18 protein-coding genes are annotated in these 20,580 nt (G+C 39.5%); all 18 read left to right on the forward strand.

All coding sequences use genetic code 11. The annotated features are described in order from the left end of the window. Positions 1-409: 409 nt before the first annotated feature. Positions 410-2,770, forward strand: coding sequence for a preprotein translocase subunit SecA (gene secA, locus EKM69_RS01150; protein WP_125707270.1), 2,361 nt, complete (start codon positions 410-412; stop codon positions 2,768-2,770). Positions 2,771-2,817: 47 nt separating this feature from the next. Next, positions 2,818-3,934 (forward strand): peptide chain release factor 2 gene (prfB, locus tag EKM69_RS01155; protein ID WP_125707273.1). Its coding sequence is split into 2 segments (ribosomal slippage): positions 2,818-2,889 and positions 2,891-3,934, totalling 1,116 coding nucleotides; the frame shifts between segments, so codons are not numbered across the junction. A 2-nt stretch (positions 3,935-3,936) separates the two neighbouring features. Further along, on the forward strand, positions 3,937-4,605 hold the full coding sequence (locus EKM69_RS01160; RefSeq protein WP_125707275.1) for a response regulator transcription factor: 669 nt from the start codon (positions 3,937-3,939) through the stop codon (positions 4,603-4,605). A gap of 2 nt (positions 4,606-4,607) precedes the next feature. Beyond that, entirely contained in the window at positions 4,608-6,254 is a 1,647-nt protein-coding gene (locus EKM69_RS01165; protein WP_125707277.1) for a sensor histidine kinase, read from the forward strand. An 822-nt stretch (positions 6,255-7,076) separates the two neighbouring features. Continuing rightward, complete coding sequence (locus EKM69_RS01170) at positions 7,077-7,955, forward strand: phosphate ABC transporter substrate-binding protein PstS family protein (RefSeq protein ID WP_125707578.1); 879 nt, start codon at positions 7,077-7,079, stop codon at positions 7,953-7,955. Then, positions 7,956-8,876 (forward strand): phosphate ABC transporter permease subunit PstC, encoded by a 921-nt coding sequence (gene pstC, locus EKM69_RS01175; protein WP_125707279.1) that lies wholly within the window; start codon positions 7,956-7,958, stop codon positions 8,874-8,876. Continuing rightward, positions 8,876-9,763, forward strand: coding sequence for a phosphate ABC transporter permease PstA (gene pstA / locus EKM69_RS01180; protein WP_125707281.1), 888 nt, complete (start codon positions 8,876-8,878; stop codon positions 9,761-9,763). The genes pstC and pstA overlap by 1 nt, the downstream gene beginning before the upstream one ends. 1 nt (position 9,764) lies before the next feature. Continuing rightward, positions 9,765-10,574: a phosphate ABC transporter ATP-binding protein PstB gene (gene pstB, locus EKM69_RS01185; protein ID WP_125707283.1), complete on the forward strand. Its 810-nt coding sequence runs from the start codon at positions 9,765-9,767 to the stop codon at positions 10,572-10,574. 12 nt (positions 10,575-10,586) lie between these two features. Then, entirely contained in the window at positions 10,587-11,351 is a 765-nt protein-coding gene (pstB, locus tag EKM69_RS01190; protein WP_125707285.1) for a phosphate ABC transporter ATP-binding protein PstB, read from the forward strand. A gap of 11 nt (positions 11,352-11,362) precedes the next feature. Beyond that, a complete protein-coding gene (phoU, locus tag EKM69_RS01195) occupies positions 11,363-12,046 on the forward strand; it encodes a phosphate signaling complex protein PhoU (RefSeq protein WP_125707287.1) in 684 nt (227 codons plus the stop codon). A gap of 54 nt (positions 12,047-12,100) precedes the next feature. Next, the gene (locus tag EKM69_RS01200) at positions 12,101-12,397 is read left to right on the forward strand and encodes a PspC domain-containing protein (protein ID WP_125707289.1); all 297 of its coding nucleotides are present in this window, start codon (positions 12,101-12,103) and stop codon (positions 12,395-12,397) included. Beyond that, a complete protein-coding gene (locus tag EKM69_RS01205) occupies positions 12,398-12,763 on the forward strand; it encodes a phage holin family protein (RefSeq protein WP_125707291.1) in 366 nt (121 codons plus the stop codon). Positions 12,764-12,828: 65 nt separating this feature from the next. Continuing rightward, the gene (hprK, locus tag EKM69_RS01210; RefSeq protein ID WP_125707293.1) at positions 12,829-13,788 is read left to right on the forward strand and encodes an HPr(Ser) kinase/phosphatase; all 960 of its coding nucleotides are present in this window, start codon (positions 12,829-12,831) and stop codon (positions 13,786-13,788) included. After that, entirely contained in the window at positions 13,788-14,627 is an 840-nt protein-coding gene (lgt, locus tag EKM69_RS01215; protein ID WP_125707295.1) for a prolipoprotein diacylglyceryl transferase, read from the forward strand. Before hprK ends, lgt begins: the two co-directional genes overlap by 1 nt. A 12-nt stretch (positions 14,628-14,639) precedes the next feature. Then, positions 14,640-15,602, forward strand: a complete 963-nt coding sequence (trxB, locus tag EKM69_RS01220) for a thioredoxin-disulfide reductase (protein ID WP_225423805.1) — start codon at positions 14,640-14,642, stop codon at positions 15,600-15,602. A 553-nt stretch (positions 15,603-16,155) separates the two neighbouring features. After that, entirely contained in the window at positions 16,156-16,791 is a 636-nt protein-coding gene (locus EKM69_RS01225) for a hypothetical protein (protein WP_125707299.1), read from the forward strand. Positions 16,792-17,434: 643 nt separating this feature from the next. Beyond that, a complete protein-coding gene (locus EKM69_RS01230) occupies positions 17,435-19,153 on the forward strand; it encodes a phospho-sugar mutase (RefSeq protein WP_125707301.1) in 1,719 nt (572 codons plus the stop codon). Between the two features lie 123 nt (positions 19,154-19,276). Then, positions 19,277-20,569 carry an alkaline phosphatase family protein gene (locus tag EKM69_RS01235; protein ID WP_125707303.1) on the forward strand — a complete coding sequence of 431 codons (1,293 nt, stop codon included), beginning with the start codon at positions 19,277-19,279 and terminating at the stop codon, positions 20,567-20,569. The last annotated feature ends 11 nt before the right edge of the window (positions 20,570-20,580 follow it).

The following is a 20,580-nucleotide window of genomic DNA, read 5'->3' on the forward strand; positions in this document are numbered from 1 at the left end:
TCTCTCCATTGAATACACGTTCCACTGCCTTTCTCTTAATTTCGAAAGGGGTCTTCTTATTTTTCTTACTCATTGTTATCGTCTCCCGGACTCGTTCTTGTTTATCATTCTTCCGGTTAAAACAATTGTAGCAGCCGGCAGCGTTCCAGCGGCTGTATCCCCGGACCACCGGAGCCGACAGTGAACCTCCACCCAAACTACTACGTATAACTAATCAAAATACCAAACAAAATATCAAATTTTTACTGAAAACAGTTTTTTTATGCAGATAGTTTAGACTTTTATACAAATAGGTGTAGAATTATAAAGCTGACAGTACTAATTCTTAACACAATATTAAGTTTAAAAGTACTTTAAATAATGATAGAATAGAAGATATGTTTATAACGTTTAGGAGAGATATACTAATATGGCAAATCCATTAAGAAAATGGGTCGAAAGCGATAAAAGAGAAGTTAAACGTATGGGTAAGATTGCTGATAAGATCGAAGCTTATGCCGATGAATACAGCAAATTATCAAACGAAGAACTTCAAGCTAAGACACCCAAGTTTAAAGAGAGACTTAAAAAGGGCGAAACATTGGATGATATTTTGCCAGAAGCCTTCGCAACTGCCCGTGAAGGTGCAAAGCGTGTGCTTGGTCTCTATCCTTTTAGAGTGCAATTGATCGGTGGTATTACACTTCATGAAGGTAATATTGCTGAAATGAAAACTGGTGAAGGTAAAACTTTGACAGCTACTCTTCCTGTTTACTTGAATGCATTAGGTGGTAAAGGTGTTCACGTTGTTACTGTTAACGAATACTTATCAGGCCGTGATGCTAAAGAGATGGGTGAACTTTACAAATGGTTAGGTCTAACTGTTGGACTTAACGTTAACCAAATGGACTCAGAAGAAAAACGTGATGCTTACAACTGTGACATTACATATTCAACTAACTCAGAGTTAGGTTTCGACTACTTGCGTGACAACATGGTCGTTTACAAAGAACAAATGGTTCAACGTCCATTGAACTTTGCTATTGTCGATGAGGTTGACTCAATTTTGATCGATGAGGCTAGAACTCCTTTGATCATTTCAGGTGCTGCTGAAAAATCTACTGCTATGTATGTTCGTACTGATAGATTCGTTAAGACACTTGTTGAAGAAGATTACAAGATCGATTGGCCTACAAAATCGATCAGTTTAACTGAAACTGGTATCCGTAAAGCTGAAGACTACTTTGGGCTTGATAACTTGTACGATATTGATAACACTGTTTTGAACCACCATTTGGATCAAGCACTTCGTGCTAACGAGATCATGAGTCGAGATATCGACTACGTGGTTCAAGATAACCAAGTAATGATCGTTGATCAATTTACTGGTCGTGTTATGGAAGGTCGTCGTTACTCAGATGGATTGCACCAAGCTATTGAAGCTAAAGAAGGTGTTGAGATCCAAGATGAAACTAAGACAATGGCCAACATTACTTACCAAAACTTCTTCCGTATGTACGATAAGTTATCTGGTATGACAGGTACTGCTAAGACAGAAGCTGAAGAATTCAGAGAAATTTATAACATGGAAGTTGTTTCGATCCCAACTAACAAACCAGTTATCCGTGATGATAAAGATGATGTTCTTTACCCAACACTTAAGAGTAAGTTCAACGCTGTAGTTAATGATATCGAAACTCGTCACGCTAAGGGTCAACCGATCCTAGTTGGTACAGTTGCGGTTGAATCATCAGAATACTTATCAAAACTTCTTGATCAAAAAGGTATTCCTCATGCTGTTCTTAATGCTAAGAACCATGCTAAGGAAGCTGAAATCATCATGAATGCCGGTCAACGTGGTGCCGTTACTATCGCTACTAACATGGCTGGTCGTGGTACTGATATTAAACTTGGACCTGGTGTGGTTGAACTTGGCGGTTTAGCTGTTATTGGTACTGAACGACACGAATCACGTCGTATCGATAACCAGCTTCGTGGACGTTCAGGTCGTCAAGGTGATCCGGGTGTTACACAATTCTACATGTCACTAGAAGATGACTTGATGAAACGTTTCGGTTCAGAAAGAATCAAACGTGTTCTTAAGACATTGAAGATCGAAGATGACGATGCCGTTATCCAAAGTCGCATGATGACTAGACAAGTTGAATCCGCACAAAAACGTGTTGAAGGTAATAACTACGATACTCGTAAGAATACACTTCAATATGATGATGTTATGCGTGAACAACGTGAAGTTATTTATAAAGAAAGAATGGAAGTCATTTCCGAAGATGAAGACCTTGATCGCGTATTGATGCCAATGATCGAACGTACAATTGACGCTCAAGTTGACGTTCATACTCAAGGTAAGAAAGAAGAATGGGATCTTCCAGCAATCGTTGACTTTGCTAAAGCTGCAATTATTTCTGATGAGAAATTCAGCGTAGTCGACATTCAAATGCGTGAACCAGAAGAAATCAAGTCATACTTGATGGACATTGTTCACGAAAACTACAAGAAGAAATCTGAAGATCTTGGCGATCCTTCACAAATGCTTGAATTCGAAAAGGTTGTTATCCTAAGAGTGGTTGATGAACACTGGACTAACCATATCGATGCCATGGATCAATTGCGTCAATCAATTGGTTTACGTGGATACGGACAACTTAATCCTTTAGTTGAGTATCAAGAAGAAGGTTACCGTATGTTTGAAGAAATGATCTCAGACATTGAATATGATGTAACTAGATTATTCATGAAGGCCGAAATCAGACAAAACATGGAAAGATAATAAAAAAACAGGCCTTGTGCCTGCTTTTTTTATTGAAAGGTGAAAATATGGAATTTGGCGAAATAAAAAGCAGAATTCAAGAAATTGAAGACAAAATAAATCAATTCAGGAGGTCACTTTGACCTCAACAATTTGGAAGAAAGCATAGCTGAAAATCAAGCAAAAATGACTGAGAGTGGCTTTTGGGACGATCACGATAAAGCTCAAAAGTTGATCGATGAAACTAATGTTTTGAAGGATAAATATCTTAACTTCAAAAAGCTGGAAAGTTCAGCTGAAGATCTGGAGGTTTCAGAACAGCTTTATGAAGCTGAACCAGATGAAGATCTTTTAACAGAAATGGAACAAGGGATCGAGACTGTCGACAAGGAATTAAGGTCTTATGAGTTGACGATGCTTTTGTCAGAAGAATATGATGCCAATAACGCCATTCTCGAGATCCATCCCGGAGCCGGTGGGACCGAATCCCAGGACTGGGGTGCCATGCTGTTGCGGATGTACGAACGTTGGGCAGATCAACACGATTTCAGTGTTGAATTTGAAGACTATCAACCTGGTGACGAAGCTGGTATCAAGAGTGTTTCGATCATGATCAAAGGATTGAATGCTTATGGATTGTTGCGCTCTGAAAAAGGCGTTCACCGTTTAGTTAGAATTTCACCATTTGATTCAGCCGGACGTCGCCACACTTCATTTGCTTCTGTCGAAGTAATGCCAGAACTGGACGAATCGATCGACATCGAAGTTAATGATGAAGATCTCCGTGTCGATGTCTTTCGCTCGAGTGGTGCTGGTGGTCAGCATATCAACAAGACATCTTCAGCGGTACGTTTGACTCACTTGCCAACTGGTATCGTAGTTAGTTCGCAAGCTCAAAGATCGCAACTCCAAAATAGACAGACAGCCATGAGTATGTTGAAAGCTAAACTTTTCCAAAGAGAACAAGAAGAACAAGCCAAACGAAATGCTGAGATCAAAGGTGAACAAATGGACATTGGTTGGGGCTCACAGATCCGCTCCTACGTCTTCCATCCGTACACGATGGTCAAAGATCACCGCTCAGGTTTTGAGACCGGAAATGGCCAAGCAGTCATGGACGGCGACTTAGATCCATTTATTTATGCCTACTTACAATGGAAACTTCAAGGAGAAAATCCGAAGTAATTATGACAAAGAAAATTTTATGTGTTGATGATGAACCAGCTATCTTAGAATTGATCCAATACAATTTAGAAAGTAACGGTTATGAAGTTGCGACTGCGACTGATGGTCAAATTGCCCTAGACAAGTTAGCTCAAGGCAAGTTTGATTTGATCTTACTTGATCAAATGCTGCCAAAAGTCGATGGCTTGACCGTTTTAAAAAAGATGCGCTCAAATGCCAATTTGACCCCCGTGATTTTTTTAACAGCTGTTGATACTGAGGAAAGTAAAATTGCTGGTTTGATCAGCGGGGCCGATGACTACGTAACCAAGCCTTTTTCGGTCAAAGAATTATTGGCTCGCATCAAAGTTGTCTTGCGACGTACGAGTCACGATCAAAATGCTAATCATATTTTTGAAATCAATCATGCTTTGAAGAGTTTGAACATGGATGGAACTGAGATCTCATTGACGAAAAAAGAGTATGAACTGCTCGCCTTTTTGATCAAAAATAAAGGTATTGTTGTGTCACGAGATCAAATTTTTGATAATGTTTGGGGTATCAATTCGAATTCACAAATTCGGATGGTCGATATCCAAATTAGCCATTTACGTGATAAAATCGAGAAAGATACTAAGAATCCACAAATAATCAAAACCGTTCATGGGTTTGGATATATTTTAGAGGTGTAGAGATGAAAAAAAGCTTAGGCCCCATTGTTTCCATCACCGTTTCAGTGCTGCTATTTTTAGCATTGTCGTTATTTGCGGATAATATTTTGAGTAATTCGCAGAAGAATTCTTTTTCCGAAGAGGTCTCCACTTTTACGGAGCTTCGGAAAAATCACACTAAAGCGGAAGCTGCTAGATATAGCAGTTTGAAGTACGTTGATATTAACGCTAAAAATAAAATTTCCCGTCAAGCTTCAGATATGGTCCATCGTGGCAATTTGTCGATGAGTGAGCAATATGTCACTGATGCATCATTCGGTAGTCGGACAATGTTTTATCGATTCAATGGCGGCGATTACGTTTTAGCTAAAAAGTATTCACGCTTATGGTGTCAAGACTGGATCTCCTTCGCCTTGTTCACCATCATGTACTTCGTCATCACCGATTGGATCATTATTTACTACTATCGTAAACGTTTGATTCTGCGATCTGACATCGATCGAGTAGCCGTTAATTTGCGACGCGTACGCAAAAATAAAGATATTTCTTCTTTGATCCTATCACCAGATGAGGATCTTTACGAATTAGTGGAACAAACTAATAAGATCAATCAAGATATCAATCAATTGCGTGATAACGCTAAGATCCGTGAACGTCGTTTCAAGAGTTTGATCGGCCATTTACCAGTCGGAGTTATGTTGTTGAATTCACAAGGTGAAGTCATGATGCATAATCAGGCGATGGCAGCTTTATTAGATGTAAATATTTCTGATGAAGTTCATCCATTCATTGAAGACGTGAAGACTTATGGTTTGAGTCGGATGATCGAACATTCCTTGAGAAAAAATAAGAATTATCGTAAAGAGATCCAATTAGTCGGTAATTCGCAAAAATACGTTGATGCTAATGTGATCCATCTAGTTCATTCACGAGAAGACTTTGATAAACAGATCTTGGTCATCTTGTACGACTTAACGGCGAGTCGCCAAATGGAACAAATGCAAGTCGATTTCGTCAATAACGTCAGCCATGAGTTGAAGACACCGATCACGTCGATTGAAGGATTTTCTGAGACGTTGCTTGACGGTGCACAAGATGATCCGAAGAAACGGGAACATTTCTTGCAGATTATTCACAATGAAAGTGTTCGTTTGACAGACTTGATTCAAGATATTTTGTCTCTTTCCAAAGTTAAAAAGGAGACAGATGAGACTGAATTGGTCGATATGGAACACGAGATCGATAGCATTTTGCAGAGTATGACGGTTGCTATCAATAAGCATCATTTGAAGGTCGAGAAGAAGTTTTTCGGTAATAAAGAAGTTAATATTAATAAGTCTAAGGTTGAACTGATCTTGAACAATTTGATCAAGAATGCTATTTCTTATAATTCTGAAGATGGTAGTTTGAAGATCGAGATGCATCATGATGAGGTTGAGAATCGGCTTCGTGTTGTGATTGCTGATACTGGTATTGGGATTTCGCAGAAGGATCTTGATCGCGTGTTTGAGAGGTTTTACCGGGTTGACCGGTCTCGTAGTTTGGAGACTGGTGGTACTGGTTTGGGATTGGCTATTGTTAAGGAAACTGTTGAGAGTTTGGATGGTAACTTGCAAGTTGAGTCTAATCTTGGATTGGGTAGTACGTTTACGTTTGAGATTCCTTTATAGATTGTTTTTGGGCGAGTGGCTTATGGCTGCTCGTCTTTTTTATTGAGGTGAGAGTTTTTGGCAGACTTGAAGCGTTTTGTTTGGAGCAGGTGTGCTAGAGGTGAGAGAGTTTTTAGCAGACGAGAGGCGTTTTGCTTGGTTGATGTTTTGATGTTTGTTTGGTGGGATAGAGGTGGTAGTTTGGTGTGGTGGTTCACTGCCGACTCCAGGGCCCGGGGATACAGACGCTGGAACGCAGCTGACACAATTTTGAGCTATCCGAGAAGTGCGCTCGGACATCTCAAAACTTGGTCTTTTACTAGGCAATAAATTGCCAAGTAAAATTTAGCTGCTGAGGTCTGTATCCCCGGGCCCCTCCGTCTAGATGGTGCAACAATCCCCCCCTTTTTTGGGGTGGGGACCGATTTTTATAGTGCAAGTTGGCATTGTTTGCTCGTCCTAGGATTTGTGGTCTATCTCAGTTTCTACCTTGATTTGTAAGATTTTAAAACCAAACCCAAACCAAACTCCAAACAAAAATCCTTAATCGACCCAGTTCATTTTTCGATTTTTATTGATTTCTGGCTCGCGTGCTCGGTTCTCACACTCTCGCGGTGGGTTCGCTTTTTTCTTTTTTTGAGTTGGGGTGGTATGGGTTTATTTTTTTTAATGACTGGTTTCGGTTATTTATAACTGGTTTGTTTGTTGTTTGCGTTTTTACGAATTTATTTGTTGTGCTTTGTTTTCTTTTGCTGTTTTGTTGCTTTAATTTTCGGATTTTCGGGTAAAAATATACAAAAAATATATAAATGATATGTATTATGTTTACCAGTAGAGGTGAGGATATTGAAAACGAGAATTGTCGCTTTATTTGGTCTGCTTTTGACGGCGGTCTTTGTCTTATCGGGATGCAAAGGAAGCCAGGGACAACAAACTATTACAGCTGTTGGCTCTTCTGCTGCACAGCCATTGGTTGAGCTTGCTGGTGAAGGGTTTACTAAGAATAACCCTAATCAGTATGTCAACGTTCAAGGTGGTGGGACTGGTACTGGTCTTAGCCAAATTCAACAAGGTGCCGTTGATATCGGTAATTCTGATTTATATGCAGAACAAAAGAGTGGGATCGATTCTTCTAAATTAGTTGATCACCGCATTGCTGCTGTTGGGATGGTTCCGGTTGTTAACCGTGATGTTTCTGTGGATTCTTTGACGATCAAACAACTTCGTCAAATTTTCTCTGGGGAAATTACTAATTGGAAGCAAGTTGGTGGGGCTGATCTTGGTATTACTTTGATCAACCGTGCTGATGGTTCTGGTACTCGTGCTTCTTTCCAAGCTGATGTTATGGGGAAGGCTCAATTTGCTCGAGCTCAAGAACAAGATTCTAGTGGGATGGTCCGTCAGATTGTTGATAATACTAAGGGATCGATCAGTTATTTAGCTATGCCATATTTGAACGATACTGTTAAGACTTTGAAGGTCGATAATATTGAACCGACAATCAAGAATATTGAAACTAATCGTTGGAAGATCTGGTCATATGAACATTTGTATACTAATGGCCAACCAACCGGGATGACAAAAGAGTTTTTGGATTACATTATGACTACCAAGGTTCAAAATAATGTAGTTAAGAAATTACGTTATGTTCCTATTAATGAAATGCAGTTCGAAAAGGACGATAAAGGTAACGTGACGCCGGTTTCTCAGGAGGGAAAGTAATTGAAAGATCCAATTAAAGAAAGTTTACTCAAAAAGTCAGTTTCAGCTAAGAGAGAAACTAGGGGAAAAATCATTTCATTTAGTTTTACGGCAATTATTGTACTTTTAGTTGTTACTATTATTGGATTCGTTGCATCTAGGGGATTGTTGATCTTTTTCAAAGATGGTGTTAATCCAATCGATTTCTTGACCCATTCAGTTTGGTCACCTAATAAATTGGATAGTGCTGGTCATCCGATCGTTGGGGCCGCTCCGATGATCGTGGGATCATTTGCGGTTACTCTGATTGCTGCTTTGATCGGAACGCCTTTTGCTATCGCTGCGGCGATTTTTATGACTGAGATCTCGCCTAAATGGGGTCGTAAGGTCTTACAACCAGTTATTGAATTGTTGGTTGGTATTCCTTCAGTTGTTTATGGTTTCATCGGTTTGACGATCGTTGTACCATTTGTACGAAATATCGCTGGTGGTAGCGGATTCGGTATTTTAGCCGGTTCTTTCGTGTTATTCGTTATGATACTGCCAACAATCACATCGATGTCAGTCGATGCTTTAAGAGCTGTTCCACGTTATTATCGTGAAGCATCATTGGCTCTTGGTGCGACGCGTTGGCAAACTATTTCCAAAGTTATTTTAAGATCAGCTACACCTGGTATTTTGACGGCCGTTGTTTTCGGTATGTCACGTGCCTTTGGTGAAGCTCTTGCTGTTCAAATGGTTATCGGTAATGCCATGCTCTTGCCTCAAAATCTCGTTTCGCCATCATCGACTTTGACCAGTGTCTTGACGATGAATATGGGTAATACGATCTTAGGTTCAACGGCTAACAATGCTCTATGGTCATTAGCCTTGCTCTTGCTTTTGATGTCATTACTGTTCAACTTCGTGATCCGCAAAATTGCTAAGCGGGGTGAATTTTAATGTTTAATGAAAAAGTAAAAGATAAAATCGCCACGGGCGTAATTTATTTCATGTCCGGTGTCATCGTATTGATTCTAGCAGGATTACTTTTGTACATCCTCGGAAGTGGATTGAGATATGTCGACTGGCATTTCTTGACTTCGGCTTCCAAAGCTTTCCAAGCTGGAAGTGGTATCGGAGTTCAGCTTTTTAACTCCTTTTTCCTATTGGTCTTGTCAATGTTGATCTCGATCCCGATTGCTATTTCAGCAGGTATTTTCTTATCAGAATATGCTGGAAAAAGTAAGCTAGTTGAGATCATCCGGATCTCAATCGAAGTATTGAGTTCATTGCCTTCGATCGTAGTTGGTTTGTTCGGATTTTTGATTTTTGTAATTAGTTTCAAATTCGGATTCTCAATTATTTCCGGTGCTTTGACTTTGACAGTTTTCAACTTACCGATTTTAACGCGTAACGTAGAAGATTCATTACGATCAGTCCCACAATCACAACGTGAAGCAGGATTGGCTTTAGGACTTTCCAAATGGGAAACCGTGATCCACGTAATTATCCCAGACGGATTGCCAGGTATCATTACTGGTATGATCATTGGCGCTGGTAGAGTTTTCGGTGAAGCTGCTGCCTTGATCTATACAGCAGGGCAAAGTGCACCACCGCTAGATTTTACTAACTTCAATATTTTCAGCATCACTAGTCCACTTAACTTATTCCGTCCAGCCGAAACATTGGCTGTTCACATTTGGAAAGTTAACTCAGAAGGACTGATTCCTGATGCCGTTCAAGTTTCTGCCGGGGCATCAGCAGTATTGATCATTGCTGTTTTACTATTCAATTTATTGTCTCGCTATATCGGAAACTTGGTATACAAGAAGATGACTGGAGCATAATATGGAAGAACAAAATAACGACCAACAATACATCTATCATCTTGATGAAGATAAACATGAAATTGCTATGGAAACTAAAGACCTACAAGTGTTTTATGGGGAAAAAGAAGCTATGCAAAAAGCTTCTTTGCAATTTGAAAGATATAAAATAACTTCATTGATCGGAGCTTCTGGTTCCGGAAAATCAACTTATTTGCGTTCATTGAACCGAATGAATGATAATATCCCTAATGCAACAGTTAAGGGGCAGATCATGTACCGTGGTTTGGACATTAACAAAAATGACGTTGATATCTACGAAACTAGAAAGCACATTGGAATGGTTTTTCAAAGACCTAATCCATTTTCAAAATCAATTTATGACAACATTACTTTCGCTTTGAAACGTCATGGAATGCATGACAAGAAAAAGCTAGATGAGATCGTAGAAACGACTTTGAAACAAGCCTCGCTTTGGGATCAAGTTAAAGACGATCTAAACAAGAGTGCTTTAGCTTTATCTGGTGGTCAACAACAGCGTCTTTGTATCGCTCGTGCGATCGCCATGAAGCCAGACATCTTATTGATGGATGAGCCTGCTAGTGCGCTTGATCCAATTTCAACTTCAAACGTTGAAGAAACGATGCTCAGTTTGAAAGATCATTATACGATCATCATCGTGACACATAACATGCAACAAGCCGGAAGAATCAGCGACTATACCGCATTTTTCCACATGGGACGTGTCGTAGAATTTAATGAAACAAGAAAGATATTTACTCGTCCGAAGATCTCAACTACGGAAGATTATGTATCTGGACATTTTGGATAAAGGAAGACAAACATGGTTGAAGCAAAAAAATTATTAACTTCATCAGACGTGCATTTATTTTATGGAAAAAAAGAAGCCTTGAAAGGTATCAACCTCGATTTTAATCAAAACGAGATCACGGCTTTGATCGGACCTTCAGGATGTGGTAAGTCAACTTACTTACGTTGTTTGAATCGAATGAACGATTTGATCCCAGATGTGACGATCACAGGAACTATCTCATTGAACGGTAAGAATATTTATGCACCAAACATCGATACGGTTCAATTGAGAAAAGAAGTCGGGATGGTTTTCCAACAACCTAATCCATTTCCATTTTCGATTTATGACAACGTTGTGTACGGCTTAAGATTGGCGGGGGTCAAAGATAAAGCTGTGCTCGATGAAGCTGTCGAAACTAGTTTGCGTAATGCCGCCGTTTGGGATAATGTTAAGGATAAACTTCATGACAGTGCCTTATCATTATCTGGTGGTCAGCAACAAAGAGTTTGTATCGCTCGTGTTTTAGCCGTGAAACCAGATATTATTTTATTAGATGAACCAACATCTGCTCTAGATCCAATTTCTTCAGCAGCAATCGAAAATATGTTGTTAACCTTGAAGGACCAATATACAATTGTTATTGTTACTCACAATATGCAACAAGCTTCGAGAATTTCAGACAAAACTGCCTTTTTCTTGAACGGTGATTTGATTGAAGTTAACGATACAAAGAAAATATTCTTAAATCCTGCAGAAAAACAAACCGAAGATTATATCTCAGGAAAATTCGGATAGGGGGAATTGGCGTGAGAAGCACATTTGAAGAACAACTGAACAATTTACATTTAAGATTCTCAGAGATGGGGATGATGGCTAGTGAAGCTATCATGAAATCTGTTAAAGCTTATGTAAATCATGATAAAGCGTTAGCTCGTGAAGTAATCGAAAACGACCGTTTCATCAACAAGCGTGAAGTCGACCTAGAAAAGAAATCATTTGAAATGATCGCCTTGCAACAACCAGTTACATCAGACTTAAGAATGGTCGTAACTGTTTTGAAAGCAAGTTCAGATCTTGAACGAATGGGAGACCACGCGGTAAGTATTGCCCAAGAGACTATTAGGGTCAAAGGACAAGTACGGATTCCAGAAATCGAAAAAGATATCGCTGATATGGGGGATTTATCAACGGCTATCGTGGAAGATTCCTTGGAAGCTTACTTAAAAGAAGACGGCGAAATGGCCAAAAGAGTGGCTGCTCAAGATGGCGATATTCATCGTGAAGGTAAACAGATCAATGATGCTAGTATCCGTGCCATGCAAAAGTCAGTCGACAACGTCTTGGCTGGTTCATCATACATGCTTGTAGAAAGTTATTTGGAGCGTGTTAGTGACTATGCAACCAATATTTGTGAATGGGTAGTTTACCTAAACACCGGACATGTGGTAGAACTAAGTCAGAAGCATGTCGTAGATAACGATGATGAGTAATCTTGTAATTTACGCCACTTTGTTATATATTTTGTAACAAGTTGAGGTGGAACCATGAGGAAACGTTTAACTAGATCTAGTACTGATAGATTCATTGCCGGAGTTTGCGGTGGACTAGGCGAGTATTTTGGAGTCGATTCGACTTGGATCAGACTCGCCTTTGTTGCCTTGATTCCGTTCAGTTATTTCTTATCAGTATTAGTTTATATTGTTTGTATCTTTTTGATCCCAGAGAATCGTAATATTCAACATACCGATATCAAGGGAAACATGAATGATATTTTGCATCGATTGCACCACCGGATCGAGAATCGTGACACTCATGACCGATCTAAAAAGGGTAGGAAATAAATGAGATTACTGATTAAGACAGGTATTTATACATTACTTTTTATGGCCATTGCTCGAGTATTACCGAACTTATTTCGGATCGACACGGTCGTAACGGCAATAATTGCTAGTTTTGTGTTAGTTTTACTAAATTGGACTGTAAAGCCCGTTTTGCACATCATATCTTTACCGATCACGTTCATTACTTTTGGGTTGTTCTCATTCGTAATCAGCGCGGTGACATTAGAATTGACGTCATTGATCATGGGAGCTGAGCATTTTTATTTTAATGGATTCGGCTCAGCTTTGATCGTGGCAATTATTTTAGCTATTTGCAATTCAATTATTAATAGCTTTACAATGGATAATTTTCAAAAACGCGTCTAATACGCGTTTTTTTTATTCCAGCATTGATGATAGAATTAATAAAAAGGCGATGAAGGGGTTAGAGTATGGCAAATTACGTAACAGTTTCTGAATTAGTTGAAGAAAACAAATTAAAAGTTTATAGCGGAAGTGAATTGCTCGATAAAAAACGTGTCACAACGAGTGATATTTCTCGACCTGGTATCGAGTTAACGGGTTATTTCGATTACTATCCAAGTGAACGGATCCAGTTGTTCGGACAAACTGAATCGGCTTACTCACAGTCTATGACTGACAGCAATCGTTACAAAGTAATGCTTGAGATCTGTCGTGATGACACGCCAGTTTTATTAGTTTCTCGAAACATTCAACCTAGTGAAGAATTATTGAAAGCTGCCGAAAAAAACGGCGTACCAGTAATTGGTTCCGAACTACCAACTACTAGATTGTCCAGTTTGATCACTGAATACTTAGATGAAAAACTAGCACCTAGAGAATCAGTCCACGGTGTTTTAGTCGACGTTTACGGTATCGGTATTTTACTAACGGGTCACTCTGGTATTGGTAAGAGTGAAACAGCGCTTGAATTAGTTAAAAGAGGTCACCGATTGATTGCTGACGATCGTGTCGACATCTTCCAACAAGATGAAAAAACAATCGTTGGTGAGGCACCTAAGATATTGAATCACTTATTAGAGATCCGTGGTATCGGAATTATCGACGTCATGAACTTATTCGGTGCTGGTGCCGTTAGAACTTCCAGCGACGTGCAATTGATCATCAACTTGGAAGACTGGAAAGCTGACAAGAATTATGACCGTCTCGGTTCAATGGAAGAGACGAGAACATTTTTTGACGTTGGTGTTCCTCAGATCACTATTCCAGTTAAAGTTGGTCGTAACATTTCTATCATCATTGAAGTTGCTGCCATGAACTTCAGAGCTAAGAAAATGGGCTTTGACGCAACGAAGAAGTTTGAAGAAAACCTCGGTTCATTGATCCAAGAAAATGGCCAAAAAAACGCTGAAAATGGAGAAGGTAAGTAATGAGTTTATTAGCATTAAATCCGATTGCCTTTAATTTGGGCGGTCTCCAGATCCATTGGTACGGAATCATCATCGCGTTAGGAGCTTTAGTTGGGGTCGTCATGGCTATGCGTGAAGCTACCAAACGTGGTGTAAACTCCGATAATATTTTGGACTTAGTTTTGATCGGCGTTCCAGTCGCTTTGATCTGTGCGCGAATCTACTATGTAGTCTTTGAGCTACCGTTTTATTTAGAGAATCCCAGTGAGATCATTAAGATCTGGCACGGAGGTATCGCCATTTACGGTGGCTTGATCGGTGGTTTCATCGTTTTAGTTTGGTTATGCCTGAGAAGAAAGATTTCGATTTGGCTAATGCTAGACATAGCCGCTCCCTCTGTTTTATTAGGACAAATAGTTGGTCGCTGGGGCAATTTCATGAACCAAGAAGCCTTTGGTGCCAAGACGACATTAGACTTTTTACAGTCGCTGCATTTGCCGCATTTTGTGATCGAGCAAATGTTCATCAATGGTGCTTATCGTCAACCAACATTCCTCTACGAATCAATGTGGAATGTCGTTGGTTTGATCATCATTTTAGCCCTAAGACACCGCAAGCAATTTTATAAAGTCGGTGAAGTCTTTTTAAGTTACTTAGTTTGGTATCCGATCGGTCGCTTTTTTGTCGAAGGGATGAGAACTGATAGCTTGTACATCATGCCTGGCGTGCGAGTTTCACAAGTACTATCCGTGATTTTATTAGTAGTCGCAATTGGCTTGCTAATTTATCGACGCAAAAAATATGACCTATCGTGGTATTCAGACCTCAGTGAGCAAGATAATGGATTAAATAAAAAATAATGGTAAGATTTTATAAGTGTTAAGGAGGTAGACGCAATGAAAGAATTTGACGTAGTAATTATTGGTGCAGGACCTGGTGGTTTAACCGCAGCTCTTTACGCATCACGTGCTAACTTGTCAGTTATGATCTTGGACCGTGGAATTTACGGTGGCCAAATGAATAACACAGCAGAAATTGAAAATTATCCTGGATTTGATTCAATCTTAGGACCAGATCTAAGTGAAAAGATGTACAACTCATCAACGAGATTCGGTGCCGAATTCGGATACGGAACAGTTGAATCTGTTGAAGACAAAGGCGATGTCAAAATCATCCATACTGATGACGGTGACTATCAAGCTAAAGTATTGATCATCGCAACTGGTTCAGAATACAAGAAAATCGGCGTACCTGGTGAAGAAGAATTATCAGGACGTGGAGTTTCATACTGTGCCGTATGTGACGGAGCATTCTTTAAGGATCAAGACGTAGTCGTAATTGGTGGTGGAGATTCAGCAGTTGAAGAAGGAATTTACCTAACTCAATTGGCAAAATCAGTAACAATCATTCACCGTCGTGATCAATTGCGTGCCCAAAAAGTACTACAAGATCGTGCATTCAAGAACGATAAAATCAAATTCGTTTGGAACGCCGACGTAGAAGAAATCGTCTCAGAAGACGACAAAGTAGCGGGAGTACGTTACAAAGATAAAGAAACAGGTGAAGAACACGTAGTACCAGCAAAAGGTGCCTTCATCTATGTAGGAATCCAACCAATGACAGAACCATTCAAAGATCTAGGAATCCTAGACGAAAACGGCTGGATCGACACAGACACACACATGAGAACCAACAAACCAGGAATCTACGCAATCGGAGACGTCCGCAAAAAAGACCTACGCCAAGTAGCAATAGCAGTCGGTGAAGGTGGAATAGCAGGACAAGAAGCCTTCAATTACATCCAAACATTATCAGATAAAGTAGACGCAAAATAATAAAAAAAAGAAACTGCTGATTAAATAATAGCAGCAACAAATATCCCATAAGAGTTAGGCAGCTAAGTCTAACGCTTATGGGATTTTTTATTGTTTCTTTTATTTTTTAGTCGTTTTATTTTTTGGTTTTACAATTCATAAATAAGACTGAGATAGACCCAAAGAAACAGGGCAGCAAAAATTGCCGTTTTAACCAAAAAAGATCGGTCACACCCACAAAAAAAGAGATATTGATTTGCACTATCTAGGTGGAGGGGCGGGGCGCTATATGGGCTCAGCCGCCACATTCTTGTTGGCAATTTATTGCCTACAAGAAGACTCGTATTTGAGATCTGCGAAGCGTACTTCTTCGGAGAGCTCAAATCGAGTCGGCAGCGTTCCAGTCCCATATAGCGCCCCGCCCCGGAACCGGCAATGAACATCCAACCAAAATACCACCACAATCCGCAACAAATGAATTAATACCAACATATACAAAATCCAAATAGAGCAATCAAAATCAATAAGATAAAATTAAATATATACCATAATATATATCCAAAAAGGAGAAAACATGTTAAACCTAGCATTATTAATCATCGGATCCACAATGACAATAATCACCATAGTTTTAGCAATAAAAACCTCAAAATCAAACTCCAAATCAACAAAACCCAGAACAATAGTAAAAATCTCCGCTATACTAAGCATCCTAGTACTATCAACCTCAGGACTATTAACGATCCACGACCATCAACAAACAGCTTCAGCCAAAAGAGAAACAATCAAACAACAAGCAAAACAAAAAGAACAAAATGATCCCAAAACCACCGACAGCAAAGCACAAATCACCAAAGTAAACAAAGCCATAGCAGTCTCACTAAAAGAAGATCAAACAGACGCCAAAAATCCACCATTCTCAGATCCAAGATACGCCTATCCAGACAAAATAAAATCAATCGAATATCTAGGAAACAAAAAACTAAAAGTAAAAGTAACAGACACCTTCGTATCACTAAGCAATGAAGAAAAAGAAAAAGCAATAAACTACGCCCAAGACTGTGCAATAAGCGGCTTCATCATGTCAATAAAAGCAGTATCAGGAAGCGACAGAAACAAAGGCTTCTACACAACAGTAAAATACGGAACAACAACCCAAGGCCACTCCACAAAAGAAAGCAACAGACAATACCAGTGGAGCCAACAATAAAAAAGCAGAAAGTAAGTGTAGTAAAATCAAAAAAAATCCTCCGTTAGAAAAAATTCTATCAGGAGGGTTTTTAATTACGCCACTTTTAGTTACAAATAAAATTAAAGTTACTTTTAAGAGTAATGAAATAAGATATAAATAAATCAGTAGACGAATAGCCCAAACCAAAAGCAACACCGTGGTTTTCAGAGCAATCTTCGAATAAAGTAACAAAATAGCGTGCTCAAGAAAATATGAAATAGATAAGGAATTGAAGTAAAAAATTACCAGCCGAATCAAAACTAAGTACCAGATAAACCCACCCCAAAGTAATATTAGTAAAAACCTAGGTTCTGGGAGGGTGGAGAGAATTCGCCGTCAGCCATGAAATTTCACTTAGCGGTTTACCGCTTAGTGAAAGACCCAGCTTTGAAACAAGCGAGCGGGTCGTGCTCGATTGGTTCAAAGTGGCGTCCATGGCGTTCCACGGCGCAATTCTCGGAACCCTCCCAGAACCGGAAGTGAACCTCCAACCAATATCATTTACTAAAATAAAAGTAAAACATCAATAAATTTTACTAATAATTTACGTAACCCCCCTATTAAAACAAACAAATATTGCTATAATAAATTGTAAGGACTTTCAAACTAGGAGGACATATAAATGTCTTGGCAAACAAACATGCAAACATGGCTCGACAATACTGAACTAGAGCCAGAATTAAAACAACAACTAAACGAACTAAAAAAAGACAACGACCAAGCTGAAGAAGCTTTTTATGCTCCAATGGAATTTGGAACTGCCGGAATGCGTGGCGTTCTTGGACCTGGTATCAACCGGATGAACATTTACACAGTCAGACAAGCAGCAGAAGGTTTGGCTTTATTCATGGACACATTGGATGATGCAACTAAGAGCCGTGGGGTAGCAATCAGTTTCGATTCACGTTATCACTCACAAGACTTTGCAATTGAATCAGCTAAAGTTTTAGGTGCTCATGGAATCAAGAGTTACGTTTTTGACAGCCTTCGTCCAACACCTGAACTATCATTTGCTGTTAGAACACTTAATACATACGCCGGGATCATGATCACAGCTAGTCATAATCCTAAGCAATACAATGGATTCAAGATCTACGGTCCTGATGGTGGACAAATGCCTCCTAAAGAATCAGACAAGATTACTGAATACGTACGTAAAGCAGATGACCTTTTTGCCATTAAGGTTAAGACGGTTTACCAACTTCGTGAAGAAAAGCTAATGCAATTGATCGGTGAAGATGTCGACCAACAATACTTAGCTAAACTTGATACCGTAGTGGTAAATCATGACTTGATCGAAAAAGTCGGACACAAGATGAAGTTTGTTTATTCACCATTGCACGGAACAGGTAAGATGATCGCACCTAAGATTTTCCAAGACTTAGGCTTTGAAAACTTCAACATGGTCAAAGAGCAAGCTATCTTAGACCCAGAGTTTGCGACAACACCTTTCCCAAATCCGGAATTTGCTCAAACTTTTGACTTAGCTATTGCCCTAGGTCAAAAAATCGAAGCTAACATTTTGATCGCAACAGATCCCGATGCCGATAGATTGGGTGCTGCCGTTCGTCAACCAGATGGTTCATACAAGTTGATGACTGGTAATCAAATTGCTTCAGTCTTGTTAAACTACTTGCTCCAAGCTAAAAAAGAAACTAATGCATTACCTAACAACGGTGCCGTAGTTAAGTCGATCGTTTCGACTGAGTTAGCTACAGCCATTGCTGAAAAGTATGGCGTCAAGATGTATAACGTCTTGACTGGATTCAAGTACATTGCTGAAAAGATCCAAAACTTCCAAGATAACAAAGATCATGAATTCCTCTTTGGTTTTGAAGAAAGTTATGGCTACTTAGTTAAACCTTTCGTTCGTGATAAGGATGCTATGCAATCAACTATTCTTTTGGCTGAAGCAGCTGCTTATTATGAGTCTAAAGGTAAGACCATTTATGATGCCTTAGAAGATCTTTATCAAGAATTCGGTTACTATCGTGAGAAGACTATTTCGAAGACTTTTGATGGAGTTTCCGGTAAAGAACGGATGGCCTCGATCATGAAGGGTTTCCGTGAAGACGGATTTACTGAGATCAACGGAGTCAAAGTAGTCGAAACGTTAGATTACTTAAATAAAACTGATAATAAAAATGGTCAAGTTTCCGATACTGGTTTGCCAAAGGCCGATGCCTTGAAATTTATTTTGGAAGACGGTACTTGGGTTGCTGTTAGACCATCAGGAACCGAACCTAAGATGAAATTTTACATTGGAATCACGAGTGATACGGACGAAAATGCCGCTGAAAAATTAGCAGGTTTTGCTAAAGTCGTTGATTCTTGGGAATAAAAAATATGTAGATGTGAATAATTTTCACATCTATTTTTTTATGTTTTTTAAGGTTTGTGACAACCTTTATTGCGTTGCGATATAATATTTTGTATCGAAGTGTGATCAAAGGGGATTTTTATTTTGTCATCAAATCAACATTTATTAGTAATGTCGTTAGATTCATTAGGGTATAGAGACATCCGTGAGCATCAACAAGAATTACCAACTTTGAATAAGCTAGTTGATGGCGGTACTTGGGTCAAGTCAGTTACTGGGATCTACCCAACACTGACTTATCCATCACATACATCGATCATCACGGGTCAATATCCGAAGGACCACGGGATCGTTAATAATACTAAGATCCAACCGGAGCGTCGCTCACCAGATTGGTATTGGTATCAAAAAGACGTCCGTTCGACGACGGTATACGATTTAGCTCGTCAAGCAGGATTGAAGACGGCTGCTTTTTTGTGGCCGGTCACTGCTGGGAGTAAGATCAACTACAATCTAGCCGAGATTTTTCCTAATCGGATCTGGACCAACCAAGTGTTAGTTTCGCTCAAAGCTAGTTCACCCGTCTTTTTACTCGAAATGAATCATAAATACGGCAAACTGCGCAATGGCATTAAACAACCACAACTCGATGATTTTATTACTGCTTGTGCAGTCGATACGATCGAAAATAAACAGCCTGATCTGACCTTGATCCATTTAGTGGATATGGACAGTATGCGTCATCGATACGGAGTTAGATCAATAGAAGCTATGGAAGCTTTACGCCGACTTGATAAACATGTTGAACAATTGATACAAGCAACTAAAAATGCCGGTACCTTCGATAAAACTAACTTCGTCGTCTTAGGTGATCATTATCAGATCAATGTTACGAAGATGATCCACTTAAACACGCTATTTGCGCAAAAGGGATGGCTCAAAGCTAAAGCTGATCAAACTTTTAGTAAAGATTGGCAAGCAATGGCCAAAACTTGTGATGGTTCGACTTACATCTACACACAAAATTTTGAGCAGCTCGAACAATTAAAACAGCTCATCCAAAATGTTGAGGGGGTCGAGAAAGTCTACACTCAACAAGAAGCAAAGTCTCGCGGGGCTGATCCTAAGTGTAGTTTGATGGTGGAAGCAAAAGCTGGTTATTATTTCACCGATGAAAGTGATCGTCCGACCGTTGTTGAACGGGTCGATCCCAAGTCACTCGGAAAACCAGACCGTTATCATGGTGTCCACGGCTATGATCCCGACAAAACAGACTATCAAACTACCTTGATTTTTAACGGACCAGCTATTAAAGAAGGAACGACCGTTGAAAAAGCTAACTTGGTCGATGAAGCACCAACGTTTGCTAAACTCCTCGGTTTGAAATTTGAAAGTGAAATTGCAGGTCAATGCATTGATGAGGTCTTCAAAAAATAAGGGGTGTCAAT

The sequence above is a fragment of the Companilactobacillus zhongbaensis genome (genome assembly GCF_003946515.1).
GTDB classification, from domain to species: Bacteria; Bacillota; Bacilli; order Lactobacillales; family Lactobacillaceae; genus Companilactobacillus; species Companilactobacillus zhongbaensis.

Excerpts from the sequence above, each read along its gene's own strand:
- EKM69_RS01225 (WP_125707299.1), top strand. The coding sequence starts at position 16,156 with ATGTTAAACCTAGCATTATTAATCATCGGATCCACAATGACAATAATC.
- pstB (WP_125707283.1), top strand. The coding sequence starts at position 9,765 with ATGGAAGAACAAAATAACGACCAACAATACATCTATCATCTTGATGAA.
- hprK (WP_125707293.1), top strand. The coding sequence starts at position 12,829 with ATGGCAAATTACGTAACAGTTTCTGAATTAGTTGAAGAAAACAAATTA.
- EKM69_RS01205 (WP_125707291.1), top strand. The coding sequence starts at position 12,398 with ATGAGATTACTGATTAAGACAGGTATTTATACATTACTTTTTATGGCC.
- EKM69_RS01160 (WP_125707275.1), top strand. The coding sequence starts at position 3,937 with ATGACAAAGAAAATTTTATGTGTTGATGATGAACCAGCTATCTTAGAA.
- EKM69_RS01165 (WP_125707277.1), top strand. The coding sequence starts at position 4,608 with ATGAAAAAAAGCTTAGGCCCCATTGTTTCCATCACCGTTTCAGTGCTG.
- EKM69_RS01230 (WP_125707301.1), top strand. The coding sequence starts at position 17,435 with ATGTCTTGGCAAACAAACATGCAAACATGGCTCGACAATACTGAACTA.
- EKM69_RS01200 (WP_125707289.1), top strand. The coding sequence starts at position 12,101 with ATGAGGAAACGTTTAACTAGATCTAGTACTGATAGATTCATTGCCGGA.
- secA (WP_125707270.1), top strand. The coding sequence starts at position 410 with ATGGCAAATCCATTAAGAAAATGGGTCGAAAGCGATAAAAGAGAAGTT.
- pstB (WP_125707285.1), top strand. The coding sequence starts at position 10,587 with ATGGTTGAAGCAAAAAAATTATTAACTTCATCAGACGTGCATTTATTT.
- lgt (WP_125707295.1), top strand. The coding sequence starts at position 13,788 with ATGAGTTTATTAGCATTAAATCCGATTGCCTTTAATTTGGGCGGTCTC.
- pstA (WP_125707281.1), top strand. The coding sequence starts at position 8,876 with ATGTTTAATGAAAAAGTAAAAGATAAAATCGCCACGGGCGTAATTTAT.